Genomic DNA, 22,299 nt, shown 5'->3' with positions numbered 1-22,299 from the left:
AACAAAAGAATTGCTGGCGATGTTCAGTGTGGCCTAACGGCCAAGGTAAGCCGCCCGCCGTAGGCGGGTCGGCTTGAACGCCGGGTTAGACCCGAAGGCCAGAAGGGAGCGCCCGGACTTGGACAAGGGCGCAGCCCACGAAAAAGCGCTGGGCCACGAAAGCGGCGCAGCGCTGCAAGAATGATAGCTGGTGGCGCTTGCTACACAAGCGCTAGAGGCCAATAAGGCTTGGAAGCCTTTGGAACAGGGCGGAGCGCTGGAATAAGTGGCTGCGCGCATAAAGCGGGTGATGGGACTAACGGCCAAGGTAAGCCGCCCGCCGTAGGCGGGTCGGCTTGAGCGCCGGGTTAGACCCGAAGGCCAAAAGGGAGCGCCCGGACTTGGACACGGGCGCAGCCCACGAAAAAGCGCTGGCCCACGAAAGCGGCGCAGCGCTGCAAGAATGATAGCTGGTAGCGCTTGCTGCAAAAGCGCTGGAGGCCAAAAAGGCTTGAAAGCCTTTGGAACAGGGCCGAGCGCTGGAGCAAGTGACTGCGCGCATAAAGCGGGTGATGGGACTAACACCTGAGTTAAGCCGCGCCACGAAGTGGCGTCGGCTTGGACGAATTGTTAGGGCGCAAGGCTATCGAACTTTCGTGAGCTTGACCTTCTTTTGCTCGCCTCTGCTCGGGCGAGAGATCTCAATGCGATAGTGTTGGGGAATTGGAAGCTCGGGGCGACGCGGCGCCCGCGGCTGAGGATCTCGCTCAAGCGTCTCCGGTAGCAAGCAATCTGGCCACGATTCATCGGACAGCGTGAGTTGATCCGGGTGGCGAGGCGCTGCCTCTAGGCTAGACGCCAGGGTGCTCAGGAACTCCGGAGAATTGCTTGCCTCCTCTCCCCAGCGGGACCTGACCTCTTCAACTGCTTGGTCAGGCGTGACCGCGCCCGCTTGGACACGTTCGAAGAGCCTACGCAGGTACACGATCTCTCCATCTGTTCGCTTCGTGTTTCCACGCTCGCTCGTACAAGCGAAGCGCTCCTTCGCTTCCTGAAATAGCGCAGCCGAGACGTACGACGCTTGCTCGTGGATTGTCCGAAGACCGGACACGAAGTCTCCGTATTCCCCAATGCCGATATAAAGTGCTGCTACAGCAGCGGCAATGGTGCCCCTGCCCTTAATTGAACCTTCTTCAAGTACGAGAGTGAGTGCGTAATCCGGGAGGTTGAGATAGATCCCTACTTGGGAGTCCCACTCGTCAAAGAGCTCAGAGGAGTAACGCTCGAACGCACCTTTGTCGAAGAACGGCGCCTTCAGATAGAACGAGGTATTTACAACATCAATCATCCGGCCTCCGCGTGCTGTCGCTGCGCCCTAACTAGAATTAGACAATCGTGCGAACGCAGTCAAAGGCGTGCCAAACATCCGTGCGGCGCATACAGCACCGCATATTTCTGAGCATTGAGAAATTTAGACCGCCTAAAATTTAGCCGATGCACACGCACTGCATTCCTCCCTTTTATTCCGTGATGCTGAAACGTTGAATTAAGCGCGAGGCACTACCACGCATTCGGTGAAGGTCTGCTTGGGGCCAATGGGCACGTCCCACCACAGCAGGTAGTCGTCTTCGAGTTTCTGTTCCAGCCGCTCGGCCAGCCTGCGTTCACCCGACTGCATGCGCCCCGCGCATGAGCCAAGTGCGGGTATCAACGTCGCCATTCCTCCCCCGCCCAGCCCATTTGTTTCGGATTGAAACCTTATAGGCGGCGAAGCTGATTCCAAACTGACGAAAACCCCGAACCAGCGGCATCCGGCTGGATGGGGGCACGGTGCGCGGCTTAAGACGAAAACAGCCCCTAGCGCTTATGCAGTAAGCGCTAATAGCTATTTAATCAGGAGCAATTTGAATTCAGGGCGTCAAATGCCCGACAGACACGGCACCGCACCAAGCGCAGGGGAGCACCACACCCCGGCGGCGCGGCAAAGCCCGCTCAGCGCGCAGGCAAGGACGTGACCGCCCCGTCCACCGTCTGCTCCCGGCTGCCCCGTGGGCACGGCTGGTCGGTGTAGATCACGCGGCCGTCGGGTTGCTGGCATTTGCGCGGCGGCGCCAGGGGCGCCGACGCGGCACCGGCCGCGCCCTGTGCGGCGGGCGTGGGCCGGCCGGCCTTGTCGCGCGGCAGGGTGTCGGGGCCGGGGCGGGTGATCTTGCGCCACATCTGCGCGGCCCAGGGGGCGGCGTGGGGCGTCCATTGGTCGGCCGTCCACCACGCGGCGGCGGCGCCGGCAATGACGACGGCGGCCAGGCCGCCCCAGAAGATGCGCTCGCCGCGGCTCAGCATGGCGTCAGGCCAGGTGCTGGCCCAGGATGCCGGCCAGCTCGAACATGCCGATGCGGTCCTTGCCGAAGACGGCGCGCAGCTTGTCGTCGGCGACGATGGTGCGCTTGTCCTGCGGGTCCTGCAGGTTGTGGGCCTTGATGTAGTCCCACATCTTCTTGACGGCCTCGGGGCGCGCCACGGGTTCAGTGCCAATCACGGCGGCCAGTTGGGCGCTGGGCGCCTTGCCGGCGGCGGTGCTGGCCTTGCGCGGGGTTTTGGCGGCCGTGGTTTTGGCGGCGGCCTTCTTGGCGGCGGCCTTGGTGGCGGGTTTAGAGGCTTTTACGGCTCCAGCGCCCGTCCCACGTGCGCTGGCAGCTCCTGTTTTTGCAGCGGCCGTCTTGCGCGGCGGGTATTTGGATTCGCGCTGCTCGAACTCGAAGTTGACCTTGCCCGCCTCTTTGTCCCAGGCCAGGAAGGCCTTGAACGCGCGGCGCGTGCGCATGCTGACAAACTTGTCCAGCAGGTCGGTCTTGCCGGTGGCCAGCAGCTTTTGCATCTGCGCGCGCTCCACGGGCTGCTGCAGGATGACCTTGCCGCTCTTGAAGGTGCACGACGGCGTGGGCTGCTGGGCGGTGGGCACCGATTTGCTGCACACGTAGTTGCTGCCGTGTTCATACACGGGGGCGCCGCAGCTGGGGCAGGCACCTAAGCTTTCCTGGCCGGCAAAGTCCACGATCTCGCCCGATTCCTCGGCGTTTTTGTCGTCGCCAAAGTCGAATTCGAGCTTGTAGTTGCCCGCCTCTTCGTCGCGGGCAATGGTGACCTCGGCCACGAAGGGCCAGCCGGCCTTGGAGCGGAAGCCCTCCAGCGGGCCGATGCGGCGGTCGCGCAATAGCTGCTCGGCCTCGGCGGTTTCAAACGTGCGGCCCGCAGGCGACTTGGTGAACGAGAAGCCGCAGCCCTCGCCCGCGCCGTTCGCGCCCGTGCAGGCGTAGCGGCGGTAGTTCTCCTTCACCACACCGCCGCAGTTGGGGCACGGCGTGGACAGGGTGGCGTAGTCGCCGGGAATGGTGTCGCGGTCGTATTCCTTGGCCTTCTTGACCAGCTTCTCGGTCATGGCCTGGATCTGCTGCATAAAGGCTTCGCGGCTCAGCTGGCCCTTTTCCATTTGCGCGAGCTTGAATTCCCACTCGCCCGTCAGGTCGGCGCGGCACAGCTCCTGCACATCCAGGCCGCGCAGCAGCGTCATGAGCTGGAAGGCCTTGGCCGTGGGGATCAGCTCGCGGCCTTCGCGCAGCATGTATTTCTCGGTCAACAGGCCTTCGATGATGGCCGCGCGCGTAGCCGGCGTGCCCAGGCCCTTCTCCTGCATGGCCTCGCGCAGTTCGTCGTCGTCGATCTGCTTGCCGGCACTTTCCATGGCACCCAGCAGCGTGGCTTCGCTATAGCGCGCGGGCGGCTTGGTTTTCAGGCCCTTGGCCTCGGCGAACTCGGTGTGGGTCATCTCGCCGGGCTTGACGGGCACCAGCGGCTGGCCCTTGTCGCCAGCCTTGCCGTCTTCGACCTCGTTGGCGGCCTCCTTGCCGTAGATGGCCAGCCAGCCGGGCTTGACCAGCACCTTGCCCTCGGTCTTGAACGAGTGGCCCACCACCTGGCTGATGCGCGTGGTGACCTGGTATTCGGCACTGGGGAAGAACACCGCCATGAAGCGGCGCACCACCAGGTCGTAGAGCTTTTGCTCGGCCTCGGACAGCCCGCTGGGCGCCTGCGTGGTGGGGATGATGGCAAAGTGGTCGCTCACCTTGCTGTTGTCGAAGATGCGCTTGGACGGGCGCACGTAGCCGTCGTCCAGCGCCTGCTGCGCGAACGGCGCCAGGTGGCGCATGCCGCTGCCGGCCAGCATGCCGAAGGTCTGCCTGGCCACGGGCAGGTAGTCCTCGGGCAGCGCGCGCGAGTCGGTACGCGGGTAGGTCAGCGCCTTGTGGCGCTCGTACAGGCTTTGCGCCAGGGCCAGCGTGGTCTTGGCGGAGAAGCCGAACTTGCCGTTGGCCTCGCGCTGCAGGCTGGTCAGGTCGAACAGCAGCGGCGATGCCTGGGTGGTGGGCTTGCTTTCCTCGGTGACGGTGGCGGCCTTGCCGCGCACGGCGTCGGCGATGTCCTTGGCCTGGTGGTGCGACCAGACACGGTCGGCGCGGGCCTCGGGGTCGTCGCTCTTCTTCCACTTGGGGTCGAACCACTTGCCCAGGTATTCGCCGGCTTCGGCATGAAAGCCCGCGTGGATTTCCCAGTAGTCGCGGCTGACGAACTTGCGGATTTTTTCCTCGCGCTCCACCACCAGCGACAGCGTGGGCGTCTGCACGCGGCCCACGGTGGTCAAAAAGAAACCGCCGTCGCGCGAGTTGAAGGCCGTCATGGCGCGCGTGCCGTTGATGCCCACCAGCCAGTCGGCCTCGGAGCGGCTGCGCGCGGCGCTGGCCAGGCCCTGCATCTGCTGGTCGCTGCGCAGGTTCTCGAAGCCGTCGCGGATGGCCTGCGGCGTCATGCTCTGCAGCCACAGGCGACGGACGGGTTTGGCCAACGTCCCCTTGGCGCCGCCGGCGTACTGCTCGATCAGGCGGAAGATCAGCTCCCCCTCGCGGCCCGCGTCACAGGCGTTGACCAGTTCGGTCACGTCCTTGCGCTTGGCCTGCTTGACCACCGCGTTCAGGCGGCTCTTGGTCTTGTCCACGGGCTTGAGGTCGAAATACGGCGGGATCACCGGCAGGTGGGCAAAGCTCCACTTGCCGCGCTTGACGTCGAATTCCTCGGGCGCCTGGATCTCCACCAGGTGGCCCACGGCGCTGGTGACCACATAGCGCTCATTCTCGAAATGGTCCTCGTGCTTCTCGAACTTGCCGGCAACCGGCGTGAGGGCGCGCACGATGTCCTGCGCCACCGAGGGCTTTTCTGCAATTACCAGTGTTTTGGTCATTTTGTGGGTCTCTTACGCCATACCGCGCCCTGCTGGCGCTTCTACAATCCGCCTCACACGCGCGCACGCGCACGCATGTGTGCACACATTCAAAGTAACAGAGTTTCCCCATGCCCCGCACCGCTTCCACCGCCGCCCCCACGCCCGCCGCCGGTCGGCGCATCCAGACCCGGCGCTCGGGCGTGCATGGCAAGGGTGTGTTCGCCGTGCAGGACATTGCCGAGGGCGAGGTCATCGTCGAGTACACGGGCGAGGTCATCAGCTGGCAGGAAGCCCAGGACCGCCACCCGCACGACCCCGCGCAGCCCAACCACACCTTCTACTTCCACGTGGATGAAGACCGTGTGATCGACGCAAAGTTCGGCGGCAATTCCTCGCGCTGGATCAACCACAGCTGCGACCCCAACTGCTTTGCCGACGAGCGGGGCGGCCGCATCTTCATCACCGCGCTGCGCAACATCCGCGCGGGCGAGGAACTGAACTACGACTACGGCCTGATCATCGAAGAGCGCTACACGCCCAAGCTGAAGGCCGAATACCCCTGCTGGTGCGGCAGCAAGAACTGCCGCGGCACCCTGCTGGCGCCCAAGCGCGGCTGGGCGCCGCCGGGCCTGGCGCCCCAACCTCCCACCGAGAAAGCCGGGAAGGCCCCAAAGACCCGCAAGGCCGAGGAAGCCAAGGGCAGTGACAAGGCCGGCAAGCCCGCCAAATCCGCGAAACCCCGCCAGGGCCGCAGGAGCGCCCAGCGGTGAGCCCCGCCGCCACCCCCGTGCGCTGGCCGGCCGAGGCCCTGTGGGAGGCGATTGCGCCGCTGCTGCCCGGCTTCACCGTGGAGGTCTTGCCCAGCATCGACTCCACCAACAGCGAGCTCATGCGCCGCGCGCGCGACGGCCGGCTGGAGCCCACGCTGCTGGTGACGGAGGAGCAGACCGCCGGCCGCGGCCGCCTGGGGCGCGACTGGCACAGCGCCGCCACCTACCGCGACACCGGCGTGGTGCCCGCGCTCACGTTTTCGCTGGGTCTGCCGCTGGCGCCGCACGACTGGTCGGGCCTGTCGCTGGCCGTGGGCGTGAGCGTGGCGCAGGCGCTGCAGCCCGTCCTGCCCCCCGAAGGCAGCGGGCACCCGCGCGTCCTGCTCAAGTGGCCCAACGACCTGTGGCTTCAGGATGGGCGCAAGCTCGGCGGCATCCTGGTGGAGACGGCCACCCTGACCGCGCCCGGCGCGGCCGTGCCGCCGCTGGTGGCGGGCCAGAGCCGCTACGTGGTGGTGGGCATCGGGCTGAACGTGTTGCCCGTGCTGGCCGACGGGCTGCGCACGCCCCCCGCGTGCCTGCGCGAGGTGGACACCACGCTCACCGCGGCCAGCGCGCTGCAGCGCATCGCGCCGCCACTGGTGCATGCGCTGCTGGGTTTTGCCGAGCATGGCTTCGCCCCCTTCCAGGCGCGCTTTGCGCAGCGCGATCTGCTGGCCGGGCGCGCCGTCACGCTGAGCGACGGCACGCAGGGCACGGCCCATGGCGTGACCGAGGACGGCACCCTGCTGGTGCACACCGCGCGGGGCATGCAGCCCGTCACCAGCGCCGAGATCAGCGTGCGCCCGCAATGACCGCCACGCCGCGTTCCCCGCGCTTTTTGCGCGCCCCCCGCACCCTGAAGGACTGAGCCATGCTGCGCCTTGCCGTCGTGCTTCTGCTGCTGGCCAACGCCGGCTACTACGCCTGGTCGCAAGGGCTGCTGCGCGGCTGGGGCCTGGCGCCGGTGGATGAGTCCGAGCCGCAGCGCATGGAGCAGCAGATCGCCCCACAGAACCTGCGCCTGCTGCCCCAGGGCGGCAAGGGGGCCGCGTCGTCCGCGGCACCGGCGGGCCCGGCGTCTTCCGCGCCGGCCTCCACACCCGCCGCCAGCGGGGCGGCATCGTCCCCCGCAACCGCCGCCGCGCCCGCGGAGCCCCCGGCCTGCCTGCAGGCGGGCGTGTTCGACGCGCGCCAGGCCGACGCGCTGCGCCAGGCGGCGGCCGTCTTGCCCGAGGGCAGCTGGACCCTGGAGCCCACGCCGATCACGGGCCGCTGGATGGTGTACATGGGGCGCTTTCCCGACGAAGAGGCGGTGGCCAAGAAGCGCGCCGAGCTGCGTGCGCTCAAGATCCCCTACGACCGGCCCGGCGCGGCACTGGAGCCGGGGCTGTCGCTGGGGCGCTTTTCCACCGAGGAGGCCGCGCAGCGCGGCATGACCCTGCTGGCCAACCAGGGCGTACGCACCGCGCGCGTGGTGCAGGAGCGCGCCGACGCGCCCGGCTTCATGCTGCGCCTGCCCGCCGTGAACGACGCGCTGCGCACACGCCTGGACACCACGCTGCAGCCGGCGCTGGCCGGCAAGACGCTGCGCCCCTGCGCCTGATCCCTGGCACGCCGCCAGCGCGGTTTGCCGACCGCCGTGGCCTGCGCGGCATGGCGCGCGGCAGCCTTGATGGATGGCGGCCTTCGCGCCGGCAGCGCCGCTGCCGGCCCGCCGTCAGCCGTCAGCCGTCAGCCCGCGTCCAAGCTGATCTGCGCAAAGCGGCTCACGCGCCGCATCTTGTCCACTTCCTTCTGGATCTGGGCCCCGAATTCCGCGGGCAGCGAACCCGAGGGGAACAGCCCGTGGTCGGCCAGCGCCTTGCGCACGGCGGGCTCCTCCAGCGCCTGTGCGACGGCATTGCGGCGCGCGCGGACCACGACGGCGGGCGTGCCGGCGGGTGCCACCAGACCGAACCACGACGGATCGTTGTTGGTGAACAGGCTCAGCTCGGCATAGGTGGGCACCTTGGGCAGCACGGCCAGGCGCTGGTTCCACGACACGGCCAGCGCGCGCAGCTTGCCCGACTGGATGTGCGGCAGCGACGACGCCACCTGGTCGCAGTACACCTGCACCTTGCCCTCCAGCAGGTCGGCCACGGCGGGCGCCGCGCCGCGGAAGGGCACGTGCTTCATGGACGTGCCAGTGGTGCTTTGCAGCAACTCGGCCCACATGTGGCCGATGGTGCCCGCACCGGGCGTGGCATAGGTGATCTTGCCCGGCTGGCTCTTGAGCAGCTTGATGAACTGCTCGAAGTTTTGCGCCGGCACGCTGGGGTGCACCACCAGCACGCCCGGGGCCTTGACGATCTCGGTCACCGCCGCAAAGTCCTTGATCGCGTCGTAGGGCAGCTTCTTGTACACGGCGGGGTTCACGCCGTGCGTGGAGAGCGTGGCCACGCCCAGCGTCATCCCGTCGGCCGCGGCCTTGGCCACCGCCTGCATGCCGGTGGCGCCGCCCGCGCCGGGCAGGTTGTCCACCTTCACGGGCATGCCGAGGATGCGCGACAGCGGCGCGGCCAGCACACGCGCGGTGATGTCGGTGGCGCCGCCCTGCGGGAAGGGGACCACCAACCGCAGGGTGCTGCTGGAGGCCTGGGCGCTCGCCAGGCCCGGGATGGCGCCAGCGGCCGCCAGTGTCAGGATGTCTCTACGCTGCATGCAATGCTCCCTCAAGGTTGGTCTTTGGTAACAAACCATTCTGGTAACCCCGCGGGCCGCTGACCAATGAGCATTGCGACGCATCTCATTCCAATGCGGAATGCACTGCCGGCGCACACCGCGGCAGCGCCCGGTGGCCGCCGCGAAAGAATCCCGCATTTACCCTTGCCTGATAAGCGCCAGCAGCTATGTTTTTATCGCTACTGGCCTGCACAAGCGCGTGGACTGACAAAGGCCCGTTCATGGGAACGGGCCTTGCGTTGGGAACCTCGGTACAGCCGCGGCCCCTTCGCTGCCGAGGCCGCCGCCAGCGGTCAGCCGCGCGGGTCGGTCGCCAGCAGAGACTCCACCAGCGCGCGCAGGTCGGCGCGCAGCCGGTCGAACCCTGCCGGCAGGATGTCCAGCGTCTGCTCATCCATGTAGAGCTTGCGGTTGATCTCCACCTGGATGCTGTGGCGATGCTGCGCCGGGTTGCCGTAGCGGCGCACCAGTTCCACACCCTTGTAGGGATGGTTGTAGTCCACGCTGTAGCCGCGCTCGCGCAGGAACGCGCAGATCTGCTGCGACAGCGCCGGGCTGGCGGTGGCCCCGTCGCGGTCGCCCACGACGAAGTCGGCATGGTGCAGGCCCGGGTAGAGCGTGGCGTGGCTGGCGGCCACGGCGGGCATGGAGTGGCAGTTGAGGTGGATGCTGTAGCCATGGCGCGCGTGGGCGGCGTCGATCTCGGCCGCCACCGCCGCGTGGTAGGGCCGCCAGCAGCGATCGATGCGTGCACGCACCTCGTCCACGCCCAGCGGACGGTCGTAGATGGGCTCGCCCTCGTCGGTGAACTTCCAGATCAGCCCCTTGCCCAGGCGCACCTTCTGCAGCACCACGGGGTCGGTGGTGACCGGGTCGGGCCAGGGCGCGTCCAGCAGGGTGGCGTCCAGTTCGGTGGTGTCGCGGTTGGCGTCCAGGTAGATGCGCGGGAAGTGCGCCTCCACCCAGCCCACGCCCAGCCCGGGCGCGAAGGCGTAGAGCTTTTCGACGTGGGTGTCTTCCGCACGGCGCAGCACGGGCAGGTCCAGCGCAGCGCGGAAGTCGGCGGGGTAGACGGTGCCGCTGTGCGGCGAATCCAGCACCAGGGGCGTGCGCCCCGCGATGCGGGAGACCATGCGTGCGGGTGACGCAGCGGGCGGCGCCGCAGGGGCGCCGGCTGCGCCGGGCTCGGCCTGCAGGTACTGGCTGTGGATCAGTTTCAGCACTGCTTGCATAGGCACACTCCGTGAAAATCAATCCAGTTTGATCTTGGCATAGGCTGCCACCTGTTTCATCTTGTCAATTTCACGCGCGATCTGCGCGGAGAACTCGGCGGGCGTGGTGCCCGACGCATACAGCCCCTGGGCCGCCAAGCGATCGCGCACCGCCGGCTCCTTGAGGGCCTGGGCCACGGCCTGTTGCACGCGCTGCACCTGGGCCGCGGGGGTGGATTTAGGCGCCACCAGGCCGAACCACGACGCATCGTTGGCCTGCTTGTAGCCCAGCTCGGCATAGGTGGGCACGTCGGGCAGCACGGCCAGGCGTTCGTGCCAGGACACGGCCAAGGCCTTGAGCTTGCCGGCCTTCACGTGCGGCAGCGACGAGGCCACCTGGTCGAAGTACACCGGCACCTGGCCGCCCAGCACGTCGTTGGTGGCCGGGCCCGCACCGCGGTAGGGGATGTGCACCATGCTGGTGCCCGTGGCGCTCTTGAACAGCTCACCCCACATGTGGCCGATGGTGCCGTTGCCCGGCGTGGCGTATTCCACCTTGCCGGGATGGGCCTTCAGGTGCTTCACGAGGTCGGCGAAGTCCTTGACGGGCAGCACCTTGGGGTTGACCACGATGATGCCGGGCGCCTTGACGATCTCGGTCACGCCGACGAAGTCCTTGATGGGGTCATAGGGCAGCTTGCCCAGCACGGCCGGGTTCACGCCGTGGGTGGACAGCGTGGCCACGCCGAAGGTCAGCCCGTCGGTGGCGCGCGCCACCTCGGCCATGCCGATGGAGCCGCCCGCACCGGCCTTGTTCTCGATCACCACCGGCTGGCCCAGCAGGCGCTGCAGGGGTTCCTGCAGCGAGCGGCCGGCAATGTCGGTGGCGCCGCCCGGCGGGAAGGGCACGACGATGCGCAGGGGACGGCTGTTGTCCTGGGCGAAGGTCATTCCAGAAACTACAGAGGTAACCGCCAGCGCGGCAATCAGTTTGCGACGTTGCATGGACTCACTCCTTTGATGGTGCACGAAAGATAAACGAAGGGGTGCGGACGGAAAAGCAATAGCTGTGCCTGTTATCATTCCATTGTGGAATGTTTTGATCGGCAAACCCCATGATCCTGCGCCGCCTTCACCCGCCGCTGCACCTGCTGCGGGCGTTCTGTACCGTGGCCCGCTTCGGGGGCATCTCGCGCGCAGCCGAGGCGCTGCACCTCACCCAGAGCGCGGTGAGCAAGCAGGTGCAGGAGCTGGAGCGCTGGGTGGGCGTTCCGCTGTTCGAGCGCAGCCGCAAGCGCCTGTCGCTCACGCCCGCTGGGGAGCGCTACGAAAAGGCCGTGAGCGCCCTGCTCGCCCGCTTGGAGGCGGCCACGCTGGAGCTGATCACCAGCGGCGACGAGGGCGGCGCGCTGCACCTGTCGGTGCTGCCCACGCTGGCCGCCAAGTGGCTGATTCCGCGCCTGCCGCAGCTGCGTGCGCAGCACCCGCAGATCACGCTGCACTTCGTGCCCTACGTGCACGGCTACGACTTTGCCGACCCCGAGCTGGACTGCTCCATCCTGTTCGGCGACGGGCATTGGCCGGGCGCACGCGCGCACTACCTGACAGGCAACGACGTGGCCCTGATCGGCCCGCGCGCCGGGCTGGCCGGCGCGCCGCCCCTGCACAGCCCGCAGGACGTGGCACGCCACACGCTGCTGCGCCACGTGAGCGTGCCCGGTGCCTGGCAGCACTGGGCCGAGGCGCATGGCGTGAACGGCCTGGACCCGCTGGCCGGCCCGCAGTTCGACCAGTTCCAGACCATCATCCGTGCGGTGTCGGTGGGCATGGGCCTGGCCCTGGTGCCGCGCTGCCTGGTGCAGGACGAGATTGCCGCCGGCACCGTCACCGAGCCGCTGCCCGGCGGCGGCTACACGAGCGACCTGGGCTACTGGCTGTGCTACCCCGAGTCGCGTGCGCAGCTGGCCACGCTGGTGCGCTTTCGCGACTGGCTGCTGGCGCTGGCAGACCCCGCGGCGGGCACGGCCGCACCGGCTGCTTGAATCCACCTCCAAAATGGCCTCCAGCGCTTACCCATCAAGCGCAAGCAGCTATTTTATCGATAGCATCGGACAGCGGCAGCGCTATGGCCCCGATTCGCGTGCCGCGAACCGCACGCTGAAGCGCGCGCCGGGCATGGCCGCGCCGGGGCGCACGTCCTCCAGCTCCACCTCGGCACCGTGCTGGCGCGCGATCTCGCGCACGATGGGCAGGCCCAGGCCGGAGCCGTCGGCGTCCGTCCCCAGCGCGCGGTAGAAGGGCTGGAAGACCAGTTCGCGCTCAGCCTCGGGCACGCCGGGGCCCGAGTCCTCCACCTGCAGCAGCAGCACATGGCTGAACGGGTCGGGCAGCACGCGCGCGGTGATCACGCCGGGCTGCTGCGCGCTGGACGGGGTGTAGTTGATGGCGTTGTCCACCAGGTTGCGCACCAGTTCCTTCAGCAGCGTGGGGTTGCCGTCCATCCACACGCCATTGGTGCCGGGCTCGACGCCGTCGTAGCCCAGGTCGATGTGCTTGTCCATGGCGCGCGGCACGCTGTCGCGCACCACCTCGATCACCAGCCGCGCCAGGTCCAGCGGCTGGCGCTGCACCACGGCGCTGCCGCCCTCGGCCCGTGCCAGCGCCAGCAACTGGTTGACGGTGTGCGTGGCGCGGATGGACGAACGCCCGATCTGCTTGAGCGACTGCTTCAGCTCCTCGGTACTGGTGCCCTCGCGCTGCGCCAGGTCGGCCTGCATGCGCAGGCCGGCCAGGGGGGTCTTGAGCTGGTGCGCGGCGTCGGCCAGGAAGCGCTTTTGCGTGGCCATGGATTCCGACAGGCGCCGCAGCAGGTCGTTCACCGAATCCACCAGCGGCGCCACTTCCATCGGCACGGCCTTGTGGTCCAGCGGCGAGAGGTCGTCGGGCTTGCGCGCGCGGATGCGCTCCTCCAGCTGGTGCAGCGGCTTGATGCCGCGCGCCAGCGCCAGCCAGACCAGCAGCACCGCCAGCGGCAGGATGACGAACTGCGGCAGCATCACGCCCTTGATGATCTCGGTGGCCAGCACGCTGCGCTTGGCGCGTGTCTCGGCCACCTGCACCAGCGCGGCGGGCGCGTCGGGCAGCGGCACGCGCACCCAGATGTAGGCCACGCGGATGTCGATGCCGCGCAGCTCGGCATCGCGCAGCCGCACCTCGCCGGAGAACGCCTGCTCCTCGGGCGGCGGGCGCGGCAGGTCGCGCTCGCCCGAGAGGTAGTCGCCCGTGGGCGAGAGCACCTGGTAATAGACGATGTCGGACTCGTCGGCGCGCAGGATCTCGCTGGCGGGCTGGGGCAGGTTGAACAGCACCTTGCCGTCGTGCACCGTGACGAGCTGCGCCAACGCATGGGCGTTGTACTCCAGCGCGCGGTCGAAGGGCTTGTTGGCCAGGCCCTGGGCCACCAGCCAGGTCAGCGCCAGGCTCACCGGCCACAGCAGCAGCAGCGGCGTGAGCATCCAGTCCAGGATTTCGCCGAAGAGGGAGCGCTGCTCGCGCTGGAAGATTTTCAAGGTGGTGGGCGTTTTTGGCCGATAGCGCTTATGCATCAAGCGCAAGCAGCTATCAATAACAGAGCATCCACGGGTGCTGTCAGCCGGGGATCTTTTCCAGGCAGTAGCCCAGGCCGCGCACGGTGGCGATGCGGATCGGCCCGCGCTCGATCTTCTTGCGCAGGCGGTGGATGTAGACCTCGATGGCGTTGTTGCTCACCTCCTCGCCCCACTCGCACAGGCGCTCCACCAGCTGCTCCTTGCTCACCAGGCGGCCGGCGCGCTGCAGCAGCACCTCCAGCAGGCCCAGCTCGCGCGCGGACAGCTCCACCATCTTGCCGTCGATGGTGGCCACGCGGCCCGCCTGGTCGTACACCAGGGGCCCGTGGCGGATGGCGCTGCTGGTGCCGCCCATGCCGCGGCGCGTGAGCGCACGCACGCGCGCCTCCAGCTCCGACAGCGCGAACGGCTTGGCCATGTAGTCGTCGGCGCCCAGGTCCAGGCCCTTCACGCGCTCGTCCACGCTGTCGGCCGCCGTGAGGATCAGCACCGGCAGCGCCGAGCCGCGCCCGCGCAGGCGCTTGAGCACCTCCAGGCCGTGCATCTTGGGCAGACCCAGGTCGAGGATCAGCAGGTCGAACTCGTTGTTGGTCAGGAGCGCGGTATCGACCTCGGTGCCGCTGGCCACATGGTCCACCACGGCGCCCGAGCCGCGCAGCGTGCGCAGCAGCCCGTCGGCAAGCACCTGGTCGTCTTCGGCGATGAGGATGCGCATGGGGTGTCTCTCCTGGTTGTCGTGCGCCGGCCTGCGCTCTGCCTGAATTTTAGGCCGCCGTGCCCTCGCCGCCGGCATAGGCCTCCAGACCCAGCGCAACCACCGTGGCCACGTCCTGCCCCACCTCGGCGCGGAACTCGCCCTCGGCCTGCGCCACCGCCGCGCGAAACGCCTGCAGCCACGCCAGTCCCGTGGGCGTGAAACGCACCAGGCGCGCACGCGCATCGCGCGGATCGGGCTCGCGCGTGACCAGGCCCCAGGCCGCGCACTGCTCCACCAGCGCGGCCATGGACTGCTTGGCCATGCCCGCGCGCTCGGCCAGGTCGGTGAGGCGGTCCCCCTGCAGCGACAGATGCCGCGTGATGTGGATGTGCGCGGCGCTCACCTGGTCGCGCGCCGCGAGGTTGGACAGCGCCAGCGGCACCTGCACGTCGCGCGCCATGAGCTGCAGCACGCGCGCATCGAAGCGCCGCATGGCATGGCCCAGCAGGCGGCCCAGGTGGGTCTGGCGCCAGCGGTCGTCGAGGCTGGGGGGAGCGGTCATCCGCATATTGTCAGCCAAACTGACCAAAAATTGATTGGATAACGCATCAACCGCCCATAAACTACTGTTCAAGCATCCAGCCTGTCATTGGAAACAGTTTCCAGGCAGGCACACGATTTCACCGTGACCTCGACCCGACCCGAAGGAGCATTTCATGGACGCCACCGTCAAAGGCAACGCAACCGCCGTCAACAGCGAAAAGGCCAAGGCCCTGCAAGCCGCCCTCGCGCAGATCGAAAAGCAGTTTGGCAAGGGCACCATCATGCGCCTGGGCGAGGGCGAGGCCATTGAGGACATCCAGGTGGTCTCCACCGGCTCGCTGGGTCTGGACATCGCCCTGGGCGTGGGCGGCCTGCCGCGCGGCCGCGTGATCGAGATCTACGGTCCGGAAAGCTCGGGCAAGACCACGCTCACGCTGCAGGTCATCGCCGAGATGCAGAAGCAAGGCGGCCAGTGCGCTTTCGTGGATGCCGAGCATGCGCTGGATGTGCAGTACGCCAGCAAGCTCGGCGTTCAGCTCACCGACCTGCTAATCAGCCAGCCGGACACGGGCGAGCAGGCGCTGGAGATCGTGGACAGCCTGGTGCGCTCGGGCGCCGTGGACCTGATCGTGGTGGACTCGGTCGCCGCGCTCACGCCCAAGGCCGAAATCGAGGGCGAGATGGGCGACGCCCTGCCCGGCCTGCAGGCACGCCTGATGAGCCAGGCACTGCGCAAGCTCACCGCCACCATCAAGAAGACCAACTGCATGGTCATCTTCATCAACCAGATCCGCATGAAGATCGGCGTGATGTTCGGCAGCCCCGAGACCACCACCGGCGGCAACGCGCTGAAGTTCTACGCCTCGGTACGCCTGGACATCCGCCGCACCGGCACCATCAAGAAGGGCGACGAGGCGATCGGCAACGAGACCAAGGTGAAGGTGGTGAAGAACAAGGTCTCGCCCCCGTTCAAGACGGCCGAGTTCGACATCCTGTTCGGCGAGGGCATCTCGCGCGAGGGCGAGATCATCGACATGGGCGTGAACGCGCGCATCCTGGAAAAGAGTGGCGCCTGGTATGCCTACAACGGCGAGAAAATCGGCCAGGGCCGCGACAACGCCCGCGAGTTCCTGCGCGAGAACCCCGGCCTGGCCGTGGAGATCGAGAACAAGGTGCGCGAAAGTCTGGGCATCGCGCTGCTGCCCACGGGCCACGCCAGCCCGGCGGCCGATCTGCCCGAAGACAAGCCTGCGCGCGGCAAGAAGGCCGACAAGACGGGCGAGATCGAAGCGTAACCACGCACCGGAGTTCTTGAACGAAATCTGCCTCCAGCGCTTGACCATCAAGCGCTGGAAGCTCTTTTTTCAATAGCATTCATGGGATTCACCGCCCTCTCCCTCAAGGGCCGTGCGCTGCGCCTGCTTGCCCAGCGCGAGCATTCGCGCAGCGAACTGCAGGCCAAGCTGGCGCGCCACGTGCAGGAGGGCGAAGATCTGCCGGCGCTGCTGGACGAGCTGCAGGCGCGCGACTTCATCAATGCAGAGCGCGTGGCCGAGTCCGTGGTGCACCGCCGCGCGGAGCGCTTCGGCACCCAGCGCGTGCTGCAGGAGCTGCGGCGCAAGGGGCTGGACGAGGATTTGGTGCGCAGCACCGCCGCCCAGCTGGCGGGCACCGAACTGCAGCGCGCCCGGGCCGTGTGGGGCCAGCGCTTTGGCGACCAGCCCGCCGACACGCCGCAGGAGCGTGCGCGCCAGATGCGCTTTCTGGCCACGCGTGGCTTCGCCGCCGACGTGGTGCGCCGCGTGGTGCGGGGTGGTGATGAATGGGAATAGAACGGGGCTTGGCGCGCTGCTGTCCAGCGTCAAAAGCTATTTCATCCATAGCAGCTGTCGACGCGCAGTCCGCCACCGGTCGCACCCCGCAACGCCGCGCCGTCGTGCAATGCCAGGCCGCGCAATACGCGCGATGGCTTCAGCGCCGCCACGGACATGCCAGAGGCTTGAGGCTTGAGGCCCGCGGCGCGGCTGTGCGCAGCCGGCCCCCGTTGTGCGCGTTGGGCCGCTGCGCGACCACTCAACCCAGCAGGCGCTCCGGGTTGGCGTCCAGCTTGGTGAGCGCATCGCGCGTGGCGCGCAGCGTGAGGCTCTCCTCCTCCTGCGCCACCAGCAGGCCCGCCTGCAGGTAGGCCCCCAGCCGGCGCAGCTGGATGAGGTAGCTGCCGCCATCGCGCGTGGCAAACAGGTGCAGCTGCTTGCGCTGGCTGTGCCAGGCGTATTGCACCTGCGTGGACGCGCCGTTGTGGTCCAGCGTGAACCACGTGCCCAGCGGCAGCTGCTGCGCCCAGGCCACCATGTCGTCCTGCACAGGCGCACCGTTGTCGGCGATGACGTGGATGGACGAGGCGTCGATGCCCAGCAGCATCTCGATGTTGTCCGCACTCAGCGGCATGTCGCCCAGCGCCTCATCGCCGATGTAGTCCTCCAGGTTCGCCAGGCGTTTGGCCATGGCATCGATGTGCGCCTGCGGGATCGAGGCCGTCTTGGAGAGGAAAGCGTCGGCCAGCGTGTCGGTGATTCCCTTGATCTGTGCGTCCTGCTCGGGCCCCGCCACGCCGATCAGCGCCAGCCCCTGGCGCAGGCTCTGCAGCAGCGCCGGCAGGTTCTGGATGACCAGTGCGCGGTCGGCGCGGTTGGGCTTGGCGCCCGCCGCCCACACCAGGTCGGCCGCGGCGCGCTTGAAGGCGGCGGTACTGGCATGCTGGGCCCCGTCGCGCACGGCCGACATCGCCAGCACCTCGGCCCATGTCTTGAACAAGAACTCGCGGATTTCGTCGCGCACCGGCATGTCCTTGAGCAGCGCGCGCAGTTCGATGGTGTACTGGATCGCCAGCGTCTCGCGCTGCTCCACCTGCTGGGCCACGCTGACGATGCGCGAGGTGCCCTGCTTCTCGGTGAGGAATTTGGCGAGGAATTTCTCGAACTCGTCGTGCACCAGCTGGAATACGCGCTGGCCGGTCTCGGGGTACTGCTCGATCACCTGCACGATGCGGCGGATCTCGGCCTCCAGCGCGCTGCCGTTGATGGAGCTGGCGTCAAAGCCCAGCACGCAGGCGCCCATGCGGTCGATGAGCTGGCGCGCGGGGTGCGTGAGGTTGCTGAAGAACTCGGGCTCGGCCAGCGCCACGCGCAGCACCGGCACCTGCAGGCGTGCAAACCACACGCGTACCGAGGGCGGGATGCGGTCTTCGCTCAGGATGCTCTGGAACATCAGCGCCACCACCTCGATGATGGCCTTCTCGCTGGCGGTACTGGCCTTCTTCTTGAACTCCACGGACCGCTCGCGCACGGCGCTCGCCACGCGGACCACGGCCTGTGGGCTGTAGTCCTCGACCAGCGTGGCCACGTCGCTGTAGTAGCTGTCGGCCGAGACGCGGTGCGCCGCCAGCGCATGGGCCAGCGCCGCGGACGCGGGGGGTGCCTTGACCATGTCGTAGCCCGTGGTGGGCTGCGTGAGCAAGCGCCGCAGCTGCATCATCACGCCCTGGGCGCGCTGGCGCGCGCGCACCAGCGGGCTGCCCATGCCGGCCATCGCCGGCTGTCCGCGCATGCCGGGGGGCGGAGGCATGAAGGCCGACGCCGCCTGGCGCGTGGGGGCAAATTCCGTGGGCCGCCCCAGCGCGGCGCGCGACTGCTGCAATGCCTGCGAGGCCAGCCCCACGGGACCGGACGCGGGCGGCGGCTCGGCGGGGCTGCCGGTGTTGGGGCCGGCGGCCGCGCGGCGCACGCGGGCGCGCAGGTCGTCCTGCGCCACGACGCCCTGTTCGTCGTACAGCTTCACAAGGGCCTGGTACTGCGCCAGCGCCAGCGCCGCCAGTTCGCGCTGCAGCGGGTCGATCACCATCTGCAAATGGTCGCGCTGCAGGCCCACCTCCAACCACTGCTCGACCAGATGCAGGCACAGGGTTTCGGGGCGCAGGATATCGGTGCCGGCCAACTCGCGGCCTTCCAGATGCTGTGTGCGCTGCCGCGCGGCATCGAAGGGAGCGGCCACATGCTCGGTGAGGGTCAGCGCCATGCGCGAGGCGATGATCTTGTTCTCCAGCACGTCGTCGCCCAGCAGTTCAAGCCCATCGAACGCCTTCGACGCGTTGAGGGTGCCGCGCCCCGTGACGGGCGGGGGCGCCAGGCTTTCCCGCCAGGCCCGGCCCAGGTGTTCCACCCAGGTCTTGCGGTGGGCCTGATGGCCCATCCAGGCATCGCGCCGCAACTGCATGTCGCGCTGCGTGGCGGTCTGCCCCATCAACTCGGTCAGGAAGTCATGGACTGTTTTGTCCAGCGCCGGCAAGCCGGCGCACAGCCCCTCCACGAAACGCTGGCGGGCCAGGTGGGCCAGCCGTCGGTGGGCAGTGGAAGTGGGCGAAAAATCCATAGGGCTCCGATATTAGCCCCAGCCGCTGTCGCGCCCCGGCCTTTGCATCGGCACGCGGACAAGGCGGCTGCGCACGCGCATCGTCAGACCACGGCGCCGGAGTTCGGGTCGGCCGGGTCGCCTTCCTTGCGGGTCGGCGCCTTGACCAGGTCCTCGCGCTTGACGCCCAGCCACATGGCGATGGCCGCGGCAACGAACACCGACGAATAGATACCGAACAGGATGCCGATGGTCAGCGCCAGTGCGAAGTAGTGCAGGCTGGGGCCCCCGAAGAAGAACATGGACAGCACCATGGCCTCGGTGGAGGCGTGGGTGATGATGGTGCGGCTCATGGTGGAGGTGATGGCGTGGTCGATCACCTCATGCGTGTTGAGCTTGCGGAACTTGCGGAAGGCCTCGCGGATACGGTCGAAGATCACCACCGACTCGTTCACCGAATAGCCCAGCACCGCCAGCACTCCGGCCAGCACCGACAGCGAGAACTCCCACTGGAAGAACGCAAAGAAGCCCAGAATGATGACCACGTCGTGCAGGTTGGCGATCACCGCTGCCACGCCGAACTTCCACTCGAAGCGGAAGGCCAGGTAGATCACGATGCCCAGCACCACCATGCCCAGCGCCATCAGGCCGCCGTGCACCAGTTCCTCGCCCACCTGCGGGCCCACGAACTCGGTGCGCCGCAGCGTGACCTCGGGGTCCTGCGCCTTCAGCGCGCTCAGCACCTGCTCGCTTTGCTGGGCCGAGGTGACGCCCTTTTGCACGGGCAGGCGGACCATCACGTCGCGCGAGGTGCCGAAGTTCTGCACCACCACGTCGGCATAGCCCAGGCCCGCGACGGTGTCGCGCACCTTGCCGATGTCGGCCGTCTGCGTGTAGGCCACCTCCATGACGGTGCCACCCGTGAACTCCACCGACAGGTGCAGGCCCCGCGTGACCAGGAAGAACACCGCCAGCGCGAAAGTGATGAAAGACACCGCGTTGAGCACCAACGCGTACTTCATGAACGGGATGTCTTTTTTGATGCGGAAAAACTCCATGGTTTTCCCCTTTCTTAGTTGCTGTTGCCGCGGGCAGCCACCGAGCGGTGCTCATCGCCCTCGGGCTTCCACACCTGGCCGATGGACACGCTCTTGAGCTTCTTCTTGCGGCCATACCAGAGGTTGACCAGGCCACGCGAGAAGAACACCGCAGAGAACATGCTGGTCAGGATGCCGATGCAGTGCACCACGGCAAAGCCGCGCACCGGCCCCGTGCCGAAGGCCAGCAGCGCCAGGCCCGCGATCAGCGTGGTGACGTTGGAGTCCAGGATGGTGGCCCAGGCGCGCTCGTAGCCCGTGGCGATCGCCGCCTGCGGGGCCACGCCAGCGCGCAGCTCCTCGCGGATGCGCTCGTTGATCAGCACGTTGGAGTCGATGGCCACGCCCAGCGCCAGGGCCATGGCGGCGATGCCGGGCAGGGTCAGCGTGGCCTGCAGCATCGACAGGATGGCGATCAGCAGCAGCACGTTCACGCCCAGCGCGATCGTGGAGAACACGCCGAACAGCATGTAGTACACGCACATGAAGGCCGCGATGGCCACCATGCCCCAGACCACCGACTGGATACCCCGGTCGATGTTGTCGGCGCCCAGGCTCGGGCCGATGGTGTATTCCTCGATGATCTCCATGGGCGCGGCCAGCGAGCCGGCACGCAGCAGCAGTGCGGTGTCGTTGGCCTCGGCCGTGGTCATGCGGCCGGAGATCTGCACGCGACCACCGCCAATCTCGCTGCGGATCACGGGCGCGGTCACCACCTCGCCCTTGCCCTTTTCGAACAGCACGATGGCCATGCGCTTGCCCACGTTCTCGCGCGTGATGTCCTTGAAGATGCGCGAGCCCTTGGCGTCCAGCGTGAGGTTCACGGTGGGCTCCTGGGTCTGGCCGTCGAATCCTGGCTGCGCGTCGGTGAGGTTCTCGCCGGTCAGCACGACCTGCTTCTTCACGATCACGGCCTGGCCGTTGCGGTCCAGGTATTTCTCGGCACCGAACGGCACGGGGCCCGTGCCCATTTCGGCGGCGCGCGCCTCGGTGCCCTCGTCCACCATGCGCACTTCCAGCGTGGCGGTGCGGCCCAGGATGTCCTTGGCCTTGGCCGTGTCCTGCACGCCGGGCAGCTGCACCACGATGCGGTCCAGGCCCTGCTGCTGGATCACCGGCTCGGCCACGCCCAGCTCGTTGATGCGGTTGTGCAGCGTGACCATGTTCTGCTTCAAGGCCTGCTCTTGCACCTTGCGCAGGGCCTCGGGCTTGATGGTGGCGCGCAGGCGCATGCCGTCGCCGTCGGCGCTGCTCACGACCGCCAGGTCCTGGAACTGGTCGGCGATCAGGTTGCGTGCCGCCGTGAGCGTGGCCTCGTCGCGCACGCGGATGTCCACGGCCTGCCCTTCGCGGCCGATGCCGCCGTGCCGGATGTTCTTCTCGCGCAGCGCGCTGCGCAGGTCGCCTGCGTACGACTCGATCTTCTTCGTGATCGCCGCCTGCATGTCCACCTGCAGCATGAAGTGCACGCCGCCGCGCAGGTCCAGGCCGAGGTACATGGGCCGTGCATGCAGCGCGGTGAGCCAGTCGGGCGAGCGCGACACGAGGTTCAGCGCCACGATGTAGGAAGGATCGCTCGGGTCGGGGATCAGGGCCTTCTCGATCGCGTCCTTGGCCTTGAGCTGGTTGTCCGGCGTGTCAAAGCGCGCGCGCACCGAGTTGCCGTCGAACACGATGGAGTCCGAGGCCACGTTGGCGGCTTTCAGCGCGTCCTCGACGCGCTGCTGGACCGCGGCGTCGACCTTCAGCGTGGCCTTGGCCGACGACACCTGCACCGCGGGCGCCTCGCCAAAGAAGTTGGGCAGGGTATACAGGGCCCCAATGAGCAACACGATCACCAGGATCGCGTACTTCCAGACCGGATAACGGTTCATGATCGCGCTCTTCAATCCATGCGGGGCAGCGGCCGCGGGATGCGGCGCAGCACTGCCCTCATAACAAGGCCCGTG

Annotated in this window: 20 protein-coding genes and 1 pseudogene; 6 read left to right on the top strand and 15 right to left on the bottom strand. The window is 67.8% G+C overall.

Annotated features, from left to right (window positions below):
• Window positions 1-33 precede the first annotated feature (33 nt).
• The 6 genes and pseudogenes from BA022_RS16040 to BA022_RS16020 all read right to left on the bottom strand — a co-directional run bounded on the left by BA022_RS16040 (window position 34) and on the right by BA022_RS16020 (window position 5,272).
• Entirely contained in the window at window positions 34-279 is a 246-nt protein-coding gene (locus BA022_RS16040; RefSeq protein ID WP_088888111.1) for a DUF1010 domain-containing protein, read from the bottom strand.
• 16 nt (window positions 280-295) lie between these two features.
• Window positions 296-541 carry a DUF1010 domain-containing protein gene (locus BA022_RS16035; protein ID WP_088888110.1) on the bottom strand — a complete coding sequence of 82 codons (246 nt, stop codon included), beginning with the start codon at window positions 539-541 and terminating at the stop codon, window positions 296-298.
• Between the two features lie 81 nt (window positions 542-622).
• A complete protein-coding gene (locus BA022_RS16030) occupies window positions 623-1,327 on the bottom strand; it encodes a hypothetical protein (RefSeq protein ID WP_088888109.1) in 705 nt (234 codons plus the stop codon).
• A 210-nt stretch (window positions 1,328-1,537) separates the two neighbouring features.
• Window positions 1,538-1,699 (bottom strand): annotated as a pseudogene (locus BA022_RS19220) (nuclease-related domain-containing protein); the annotation flags it as partial.
• Between the two features lie 272 nt (window positions 1,700-1,971).
• A complete protein-coding gene (locus BA022_RS16025) occupies window positions 1,972-2,322 on the bottom strand; it encodes a DUF4124 domain-containing protein (RefSeq protein ID WP_088888108.1) in 351 nt (116 codons plus the stop codon).
• Between the two features lie 4 nt (window positions 2,323-2,326).
• A complete protein-coding gene (locus tag BA022_RS16020; protein ID WP_088888107.1) occupies window positions 2,327-5,272 on the bottom strand; it encodes a DNA topoisomerase III in 2,946 nt (981 codons plus the stop codon).
• A gap of 110 nt (window positions 5,273-5,382) precedes the next feature.
• On the opposite strand from BA022_RS16020, the gene BA022_RS16015 reads away from it, so the two are divergent.
• The 3 genes from BA022_RS16015 to BA022_RS16005 are packed head-to-tail and all read left to right on the top strand — an operon-like array spanning window position 5,383 to window position 7,669.
• Window positions 5,383-6,024, top strand: coding sequence for an SET domain-containing protein (locus BA022_RS16015; RefSeq protein WP_088888106.1), 642 nt, complete (start codon window positions 5,383-5,385; stop codon window positions 6,022-6,024).
• Complete coding sequence (locus BA022_RS16010; protein ID WP_088888105.1) at window positions 6,021-6,878, top strand: biotin--[acetyl-CoA-carboxylase] ligase; 858 nt, start codon at window positions 6,021-6,023, stop codon at window positions 6,876-6,878. The genes BA022_RS16015 and BA022_RS16010 overlap by 4 nt, the downstream gene beginning before the upstream one ends.
• Before the next feature lie 59 nt (window positions 6,879-6,937).
• Window positions 6,938-7,669 carry a sporulation protein gene (locus tag BA022_RS16005; RefSeq protein ID WP_088888104.1) on the top strand — a complete coding sequence of 244 codons (732 nt, stop codon included), beginning with the start codon at window positions 6,938-6,940 and terminating at the stop codon, window positions 7,667-7,669.
• 128 nt (window positions 7,670-7,797) lie between these two features.
• On the opposite strand, the gene BA022_RS16000 is transcribed toward BA022_RS16005, so the two are convergent.
• The 3 genes from BA022_RS16000 to BA022_RS15990 all read right to left on the bottom strand — a co-directional run bounded on the left by BA022_RS16000 (window position 7,798) and on the right by BA022_RS15990 (window position 11,003).
• Window positions 7,798-8,766 (bottom strand): tripartite tricarboxylate transporter substrate binding protein BugE, encoded by a 969-nt coding sequence (locus tag BA022_RS16000; protein ID WP_088888103.1) that lies wholly within the window; start codon window positions 8,764-8,766, stop codon window positions 7,798-7,800.
• Window positions 8,767-9,080: 314 nt separating this feature from the next.
• Window positions 9,081-10,019: an N-formylglutamate amidohydrolase gene (locus BA022_RS15995; protein ID WP_088888102.1), complete on the bottom strand. Its 939-nt coding sequence runs from the start codon at window positions 10,017-10,019 to the stop codon at window positions 9,081-9,083.
• Window positions 10,020-10,037: 18 nt separating this feature from the next.
• Entirely contained in the window at window positions 10,038-11,003 is a 966-nt protein-coding gene (locus BA022_RS15990; RefSeq protein WP_011807079.1) for a Bug family tripartite tricarboxylate transporter substrate binding protein, read from the bottom strand.
• A 110-nt stretch (window positions 11,004-11,113) separates the two neighbouring features.
• Between BA022_RS15990 and BA022_RS15985 the strand changes: the two genes are divergently transcribed.
• A complete protein-coding gene (locus BA022_RS15985; protein ID WP_015914570.1) occupies window positions 11,114-12,040 on the top strand; it encodes a LysR substrate-binding domain-containing protein in 927 nt (308 codons plus the stop codon).
• A gap of 81 nt (window positions 12,041-12,121) precedes the next feature.
• On the opposite strand, the gene BA022_RS15980 is transcribed toward BA022_RS15985, so the two are convergent.
• From BA022_RS15980 to BA022_RS15970, 3 genes are all read right to left on the bottom strand, one after another.
• A complete protein-coding gene (locus tag BA022_RS15980) occupies window positions 12,122-13,567 on the bottom strand; it encodes a sensor histidine kinase (protein WP_088888101.1) in 1,446 nt (481 codons plus the stop codon).
• A 79-nt stretch (window positions 13,568-13,646) separates the two neighbouring features.
• Complete coding sequence (locus BA022_RS15975; protein ID WP_011807082.1) at window positions 13,647-14,321, bottom strand: response regulator; 675 nt, start codon at window positions 14,319-14,321, stop codon at window positions 13,647-13,649.
• Between the two features lie 49 nt (window positions 14,322-14,370).
• Window positions 14,371-14,865, bottom strand: coding sequence for a MarR family winged helix-turn-helix transcriptional regulator (locus tag BA022_RS15970; RefSeq protein WP_088888100.1), 495 nt, complete (start codon window positions 14,863-14,865; stop codon window positions 14,371-14,373).
• A gap of 154 nt (window positions 14,866-15,019) precedes the next feature.
• Here BA022_RS15970 and recA point away from each other — a divergent pair, with 154 nt between their 5' ends.
• Together recA and recX are read left to right on the top strand one after the other, a co-directional pair.
• Window positions 15,020-16,141, top strand: coding sequence for a recombinase RecA (recA, locus tag BA022_RS15965; protein ID WP_011807084.1), 1,122 nt, complete (start codon window positions 15,020-15,022; stop codon window positions 16,139-16,141).
• Window positions 16,142-16,222: 81 nt separating this feature from the next.
• Entirely contained in the window at window positions 16,223-16,678 is a 456-nt protein-coding gene (gene recX, locus BA022_RS15960) for a recombination regulator RecX (protein ID WP_088888099.1), read from the top strand.
• Between the two features lie 241 nt (window positions 16,679-16,919).
• On the opposite strand, the gene BA022_RS15955 is transcribed toward recX, so the two are convergent.
• The 3 genes from BA022_RS15955 to secD all read right to left on the bottom strand — a co-directional run bounded on the left by BA022_RS15955 (window position 16,920) and on the right by secD (window position 22,224).
• Window positions 16,920-19,274 (bottom strand): DUF1631 family protein, encoded by a 2,355-nt coding sequence (locus BA022_RS15955; protein WP_088888098.1) that lies wholly within the window; start codon window positions 19,272-19,274, stop codon window positions 16,920-16,922.
• A gap of 83 nt (window positions 19,275-19,357) precedes the next feature.
• Window positions 19,358-20,311, bottom strand: coding sequence for a protein translocase subunit SecF (secF, locus tag BA022_RS15950; protein ID WP_015914575.1), 954 nt, complete (start codon window positions 20,309-20,311; stop codon window positions 19,358-19,360).
• Between the two features lie 14 nt (window positions 20,312-20,325).
• Window positions 20,326-22,224, bottom strand: coding sequence for a protein translocase subunit SecD (gene secD, locus BA022_RS15945; RefSeq protein ID WP_088888097.1), 1,899 nt, complete (start codon window positions 22,222-22,224; stop codon window positions 20,326-20,328).
• Window positions 22,225-22,299: the final 75 nt, after the last annotated feature.

The sequence above is a fragment of the Diaphorobacter nitroreducens genome, from assembly GCF_002214645.1.
GTDB lineage: Bacteria > Pseudomonadota > Gammaproteobacteria > Burkholderiales > Burkholderiaceae_C > Diaphorobacter > Diaphorobacter nitroreducens.
The sequence above is the reverse complement of the archived record's forward strand: the minus strand, read 5'-3'. Positions and strand labels throughout refer to the sequence as shown.

What these genes read in the sequence shown, in the direction of transcription:
- BA022_RS16020 (WP_088888107.1), bottom strand. Translation starts at nt 5,272, where the DNA reads ATGACCAAAACACTGGTAATTGCAGAAAAGCCCTCGGTGGCGCAGGAC.
- BA022_RS15955 (WP_088888098.1), bottom strand. Translation starts at nt 19,274, where the DNA reads ATGGATTTTTCGCCCACTTCCACTGCCCACCGACGGCTGGCCCACCTG.
- BA022_RS16005 (WP_088888104.1), top strand. Translation starts at nt 6,938, where the DNA reads ATGCTGCGCCTTGCCGTCGTGCTTCTGCTGCTGGCCAACGCCGGCTAC.
- BA022_RS15970 (WP_088888100.1), bottom strand. Translation starts at nt 14,865, where the DNA reads ATGACCGCTCCCCCCAGCCTCGACGACCGCTGGCGCCAGACCCACCTG.
- BA022_RS16040 (WP_088888111.1), bottom strand. Translation starts at nt 279, where the DNA reads ATGCGCGCAGCCACTTATTCCAGCGCTCCGCCCTGTTCCAAAGGCTTC.
- BA022_RS15990 (WP_011807079.1), bottom strand. Translation starts at nt 11,003, where the DNA reads ATGCAACGTCGCAAACTGATTGCCGCGCTGGCGGTTACCTCTGTAGTT.
- BA022_RS16000 (WP_088888103.1), bottom strand. Translation starts at nt 8,766, where the DNA reads ATGCAGCGTAGAGACATCCTGACACTGGCGGCCGCTGGCGCCATCCCG.
- recA (WP_011807084.1), top strand. Translation starts at nt 15,020, where the DNA reads ATGGACGCCACCGTCAAAGGCAACGCAACCGCCGTCAACAGCGAAAAG.
- secD (WP_088888097.1), bottom strand. Translation starts at nt 22,224, where the DNA reads ATGAACCGTTATCCGGTCTGGAAGTACGCGATCCTGGTGATCGTGTTG.
- BA022_RS15995 (WP_088888102.1), bottom strand. Translation starts at nt 10,019, where the DNA reads ATGCAAGCAGTGCTGAAACTGATCCACAGCCAGTACCTGCAGGCCGAG.
- BA022_RS16015 (WP_088888106.1), top strand. Translation starts at nt 5,383, where the DNA reads ATGCCCCGCACCGCTTCCACCGCCGCCCCCACGCCCGCCGCCGGTCGG.
- BA022_RS15985 (WP_015914570.1), top strand. Translation starts at nt 11,114, where the DNA reads ATGATCCTGCGCCGCCTTCACCCGCCGCTGCACCTGCTGCGGGCGTTC.
- BA022_RS16035 (WP_088888110.1), bottom strand. Translation starts at nt 541, where the DNA reads ATGCGCGCAGTCACTTGCTCCAGCGCTCGGCCCTGTTCCAAAGGCTTT.
- secF (WP_015914575.1), bottom strand. Translation starts at nt 20,311, where the DNA reads ATGGAGTTTTTCCGCATCAAAAAAGACATCCCGTTCATGAAGTACGCG.
- BA022_RS15975 (WP_011807082.1), bottom strand. Translation starts at nt 14,321, where the DNA reads ATGCGCATCCTCATCGCCGAAGACGACCAGGTGCTTGCCGACGGGCTG.
- BA022_RS16030 (WP_088888109.1), bottom strand. Translation starts at nt 1,327, where the DNA reads ATGATTGATGTTGTAAATACCTCGTTCTATCTGAAGGCGCCGTTCTTC.
- BA022_RS16025 (WP_088888108.1), bottom strand. Translation starts at nt 2,322, where the DNA reads ATGCTGAGCCGCGGCGAGCGCATCTTCTGGGGCGGCCTGGCCGCCGTC.
- recX (WP_088888099.1), top strand. Translation starts at nt 16,223, where the DNA reads ATGGGATTCACCGCCCTCTCCCTCAAGGGCCGTGCGCTGCGCCTGCTT.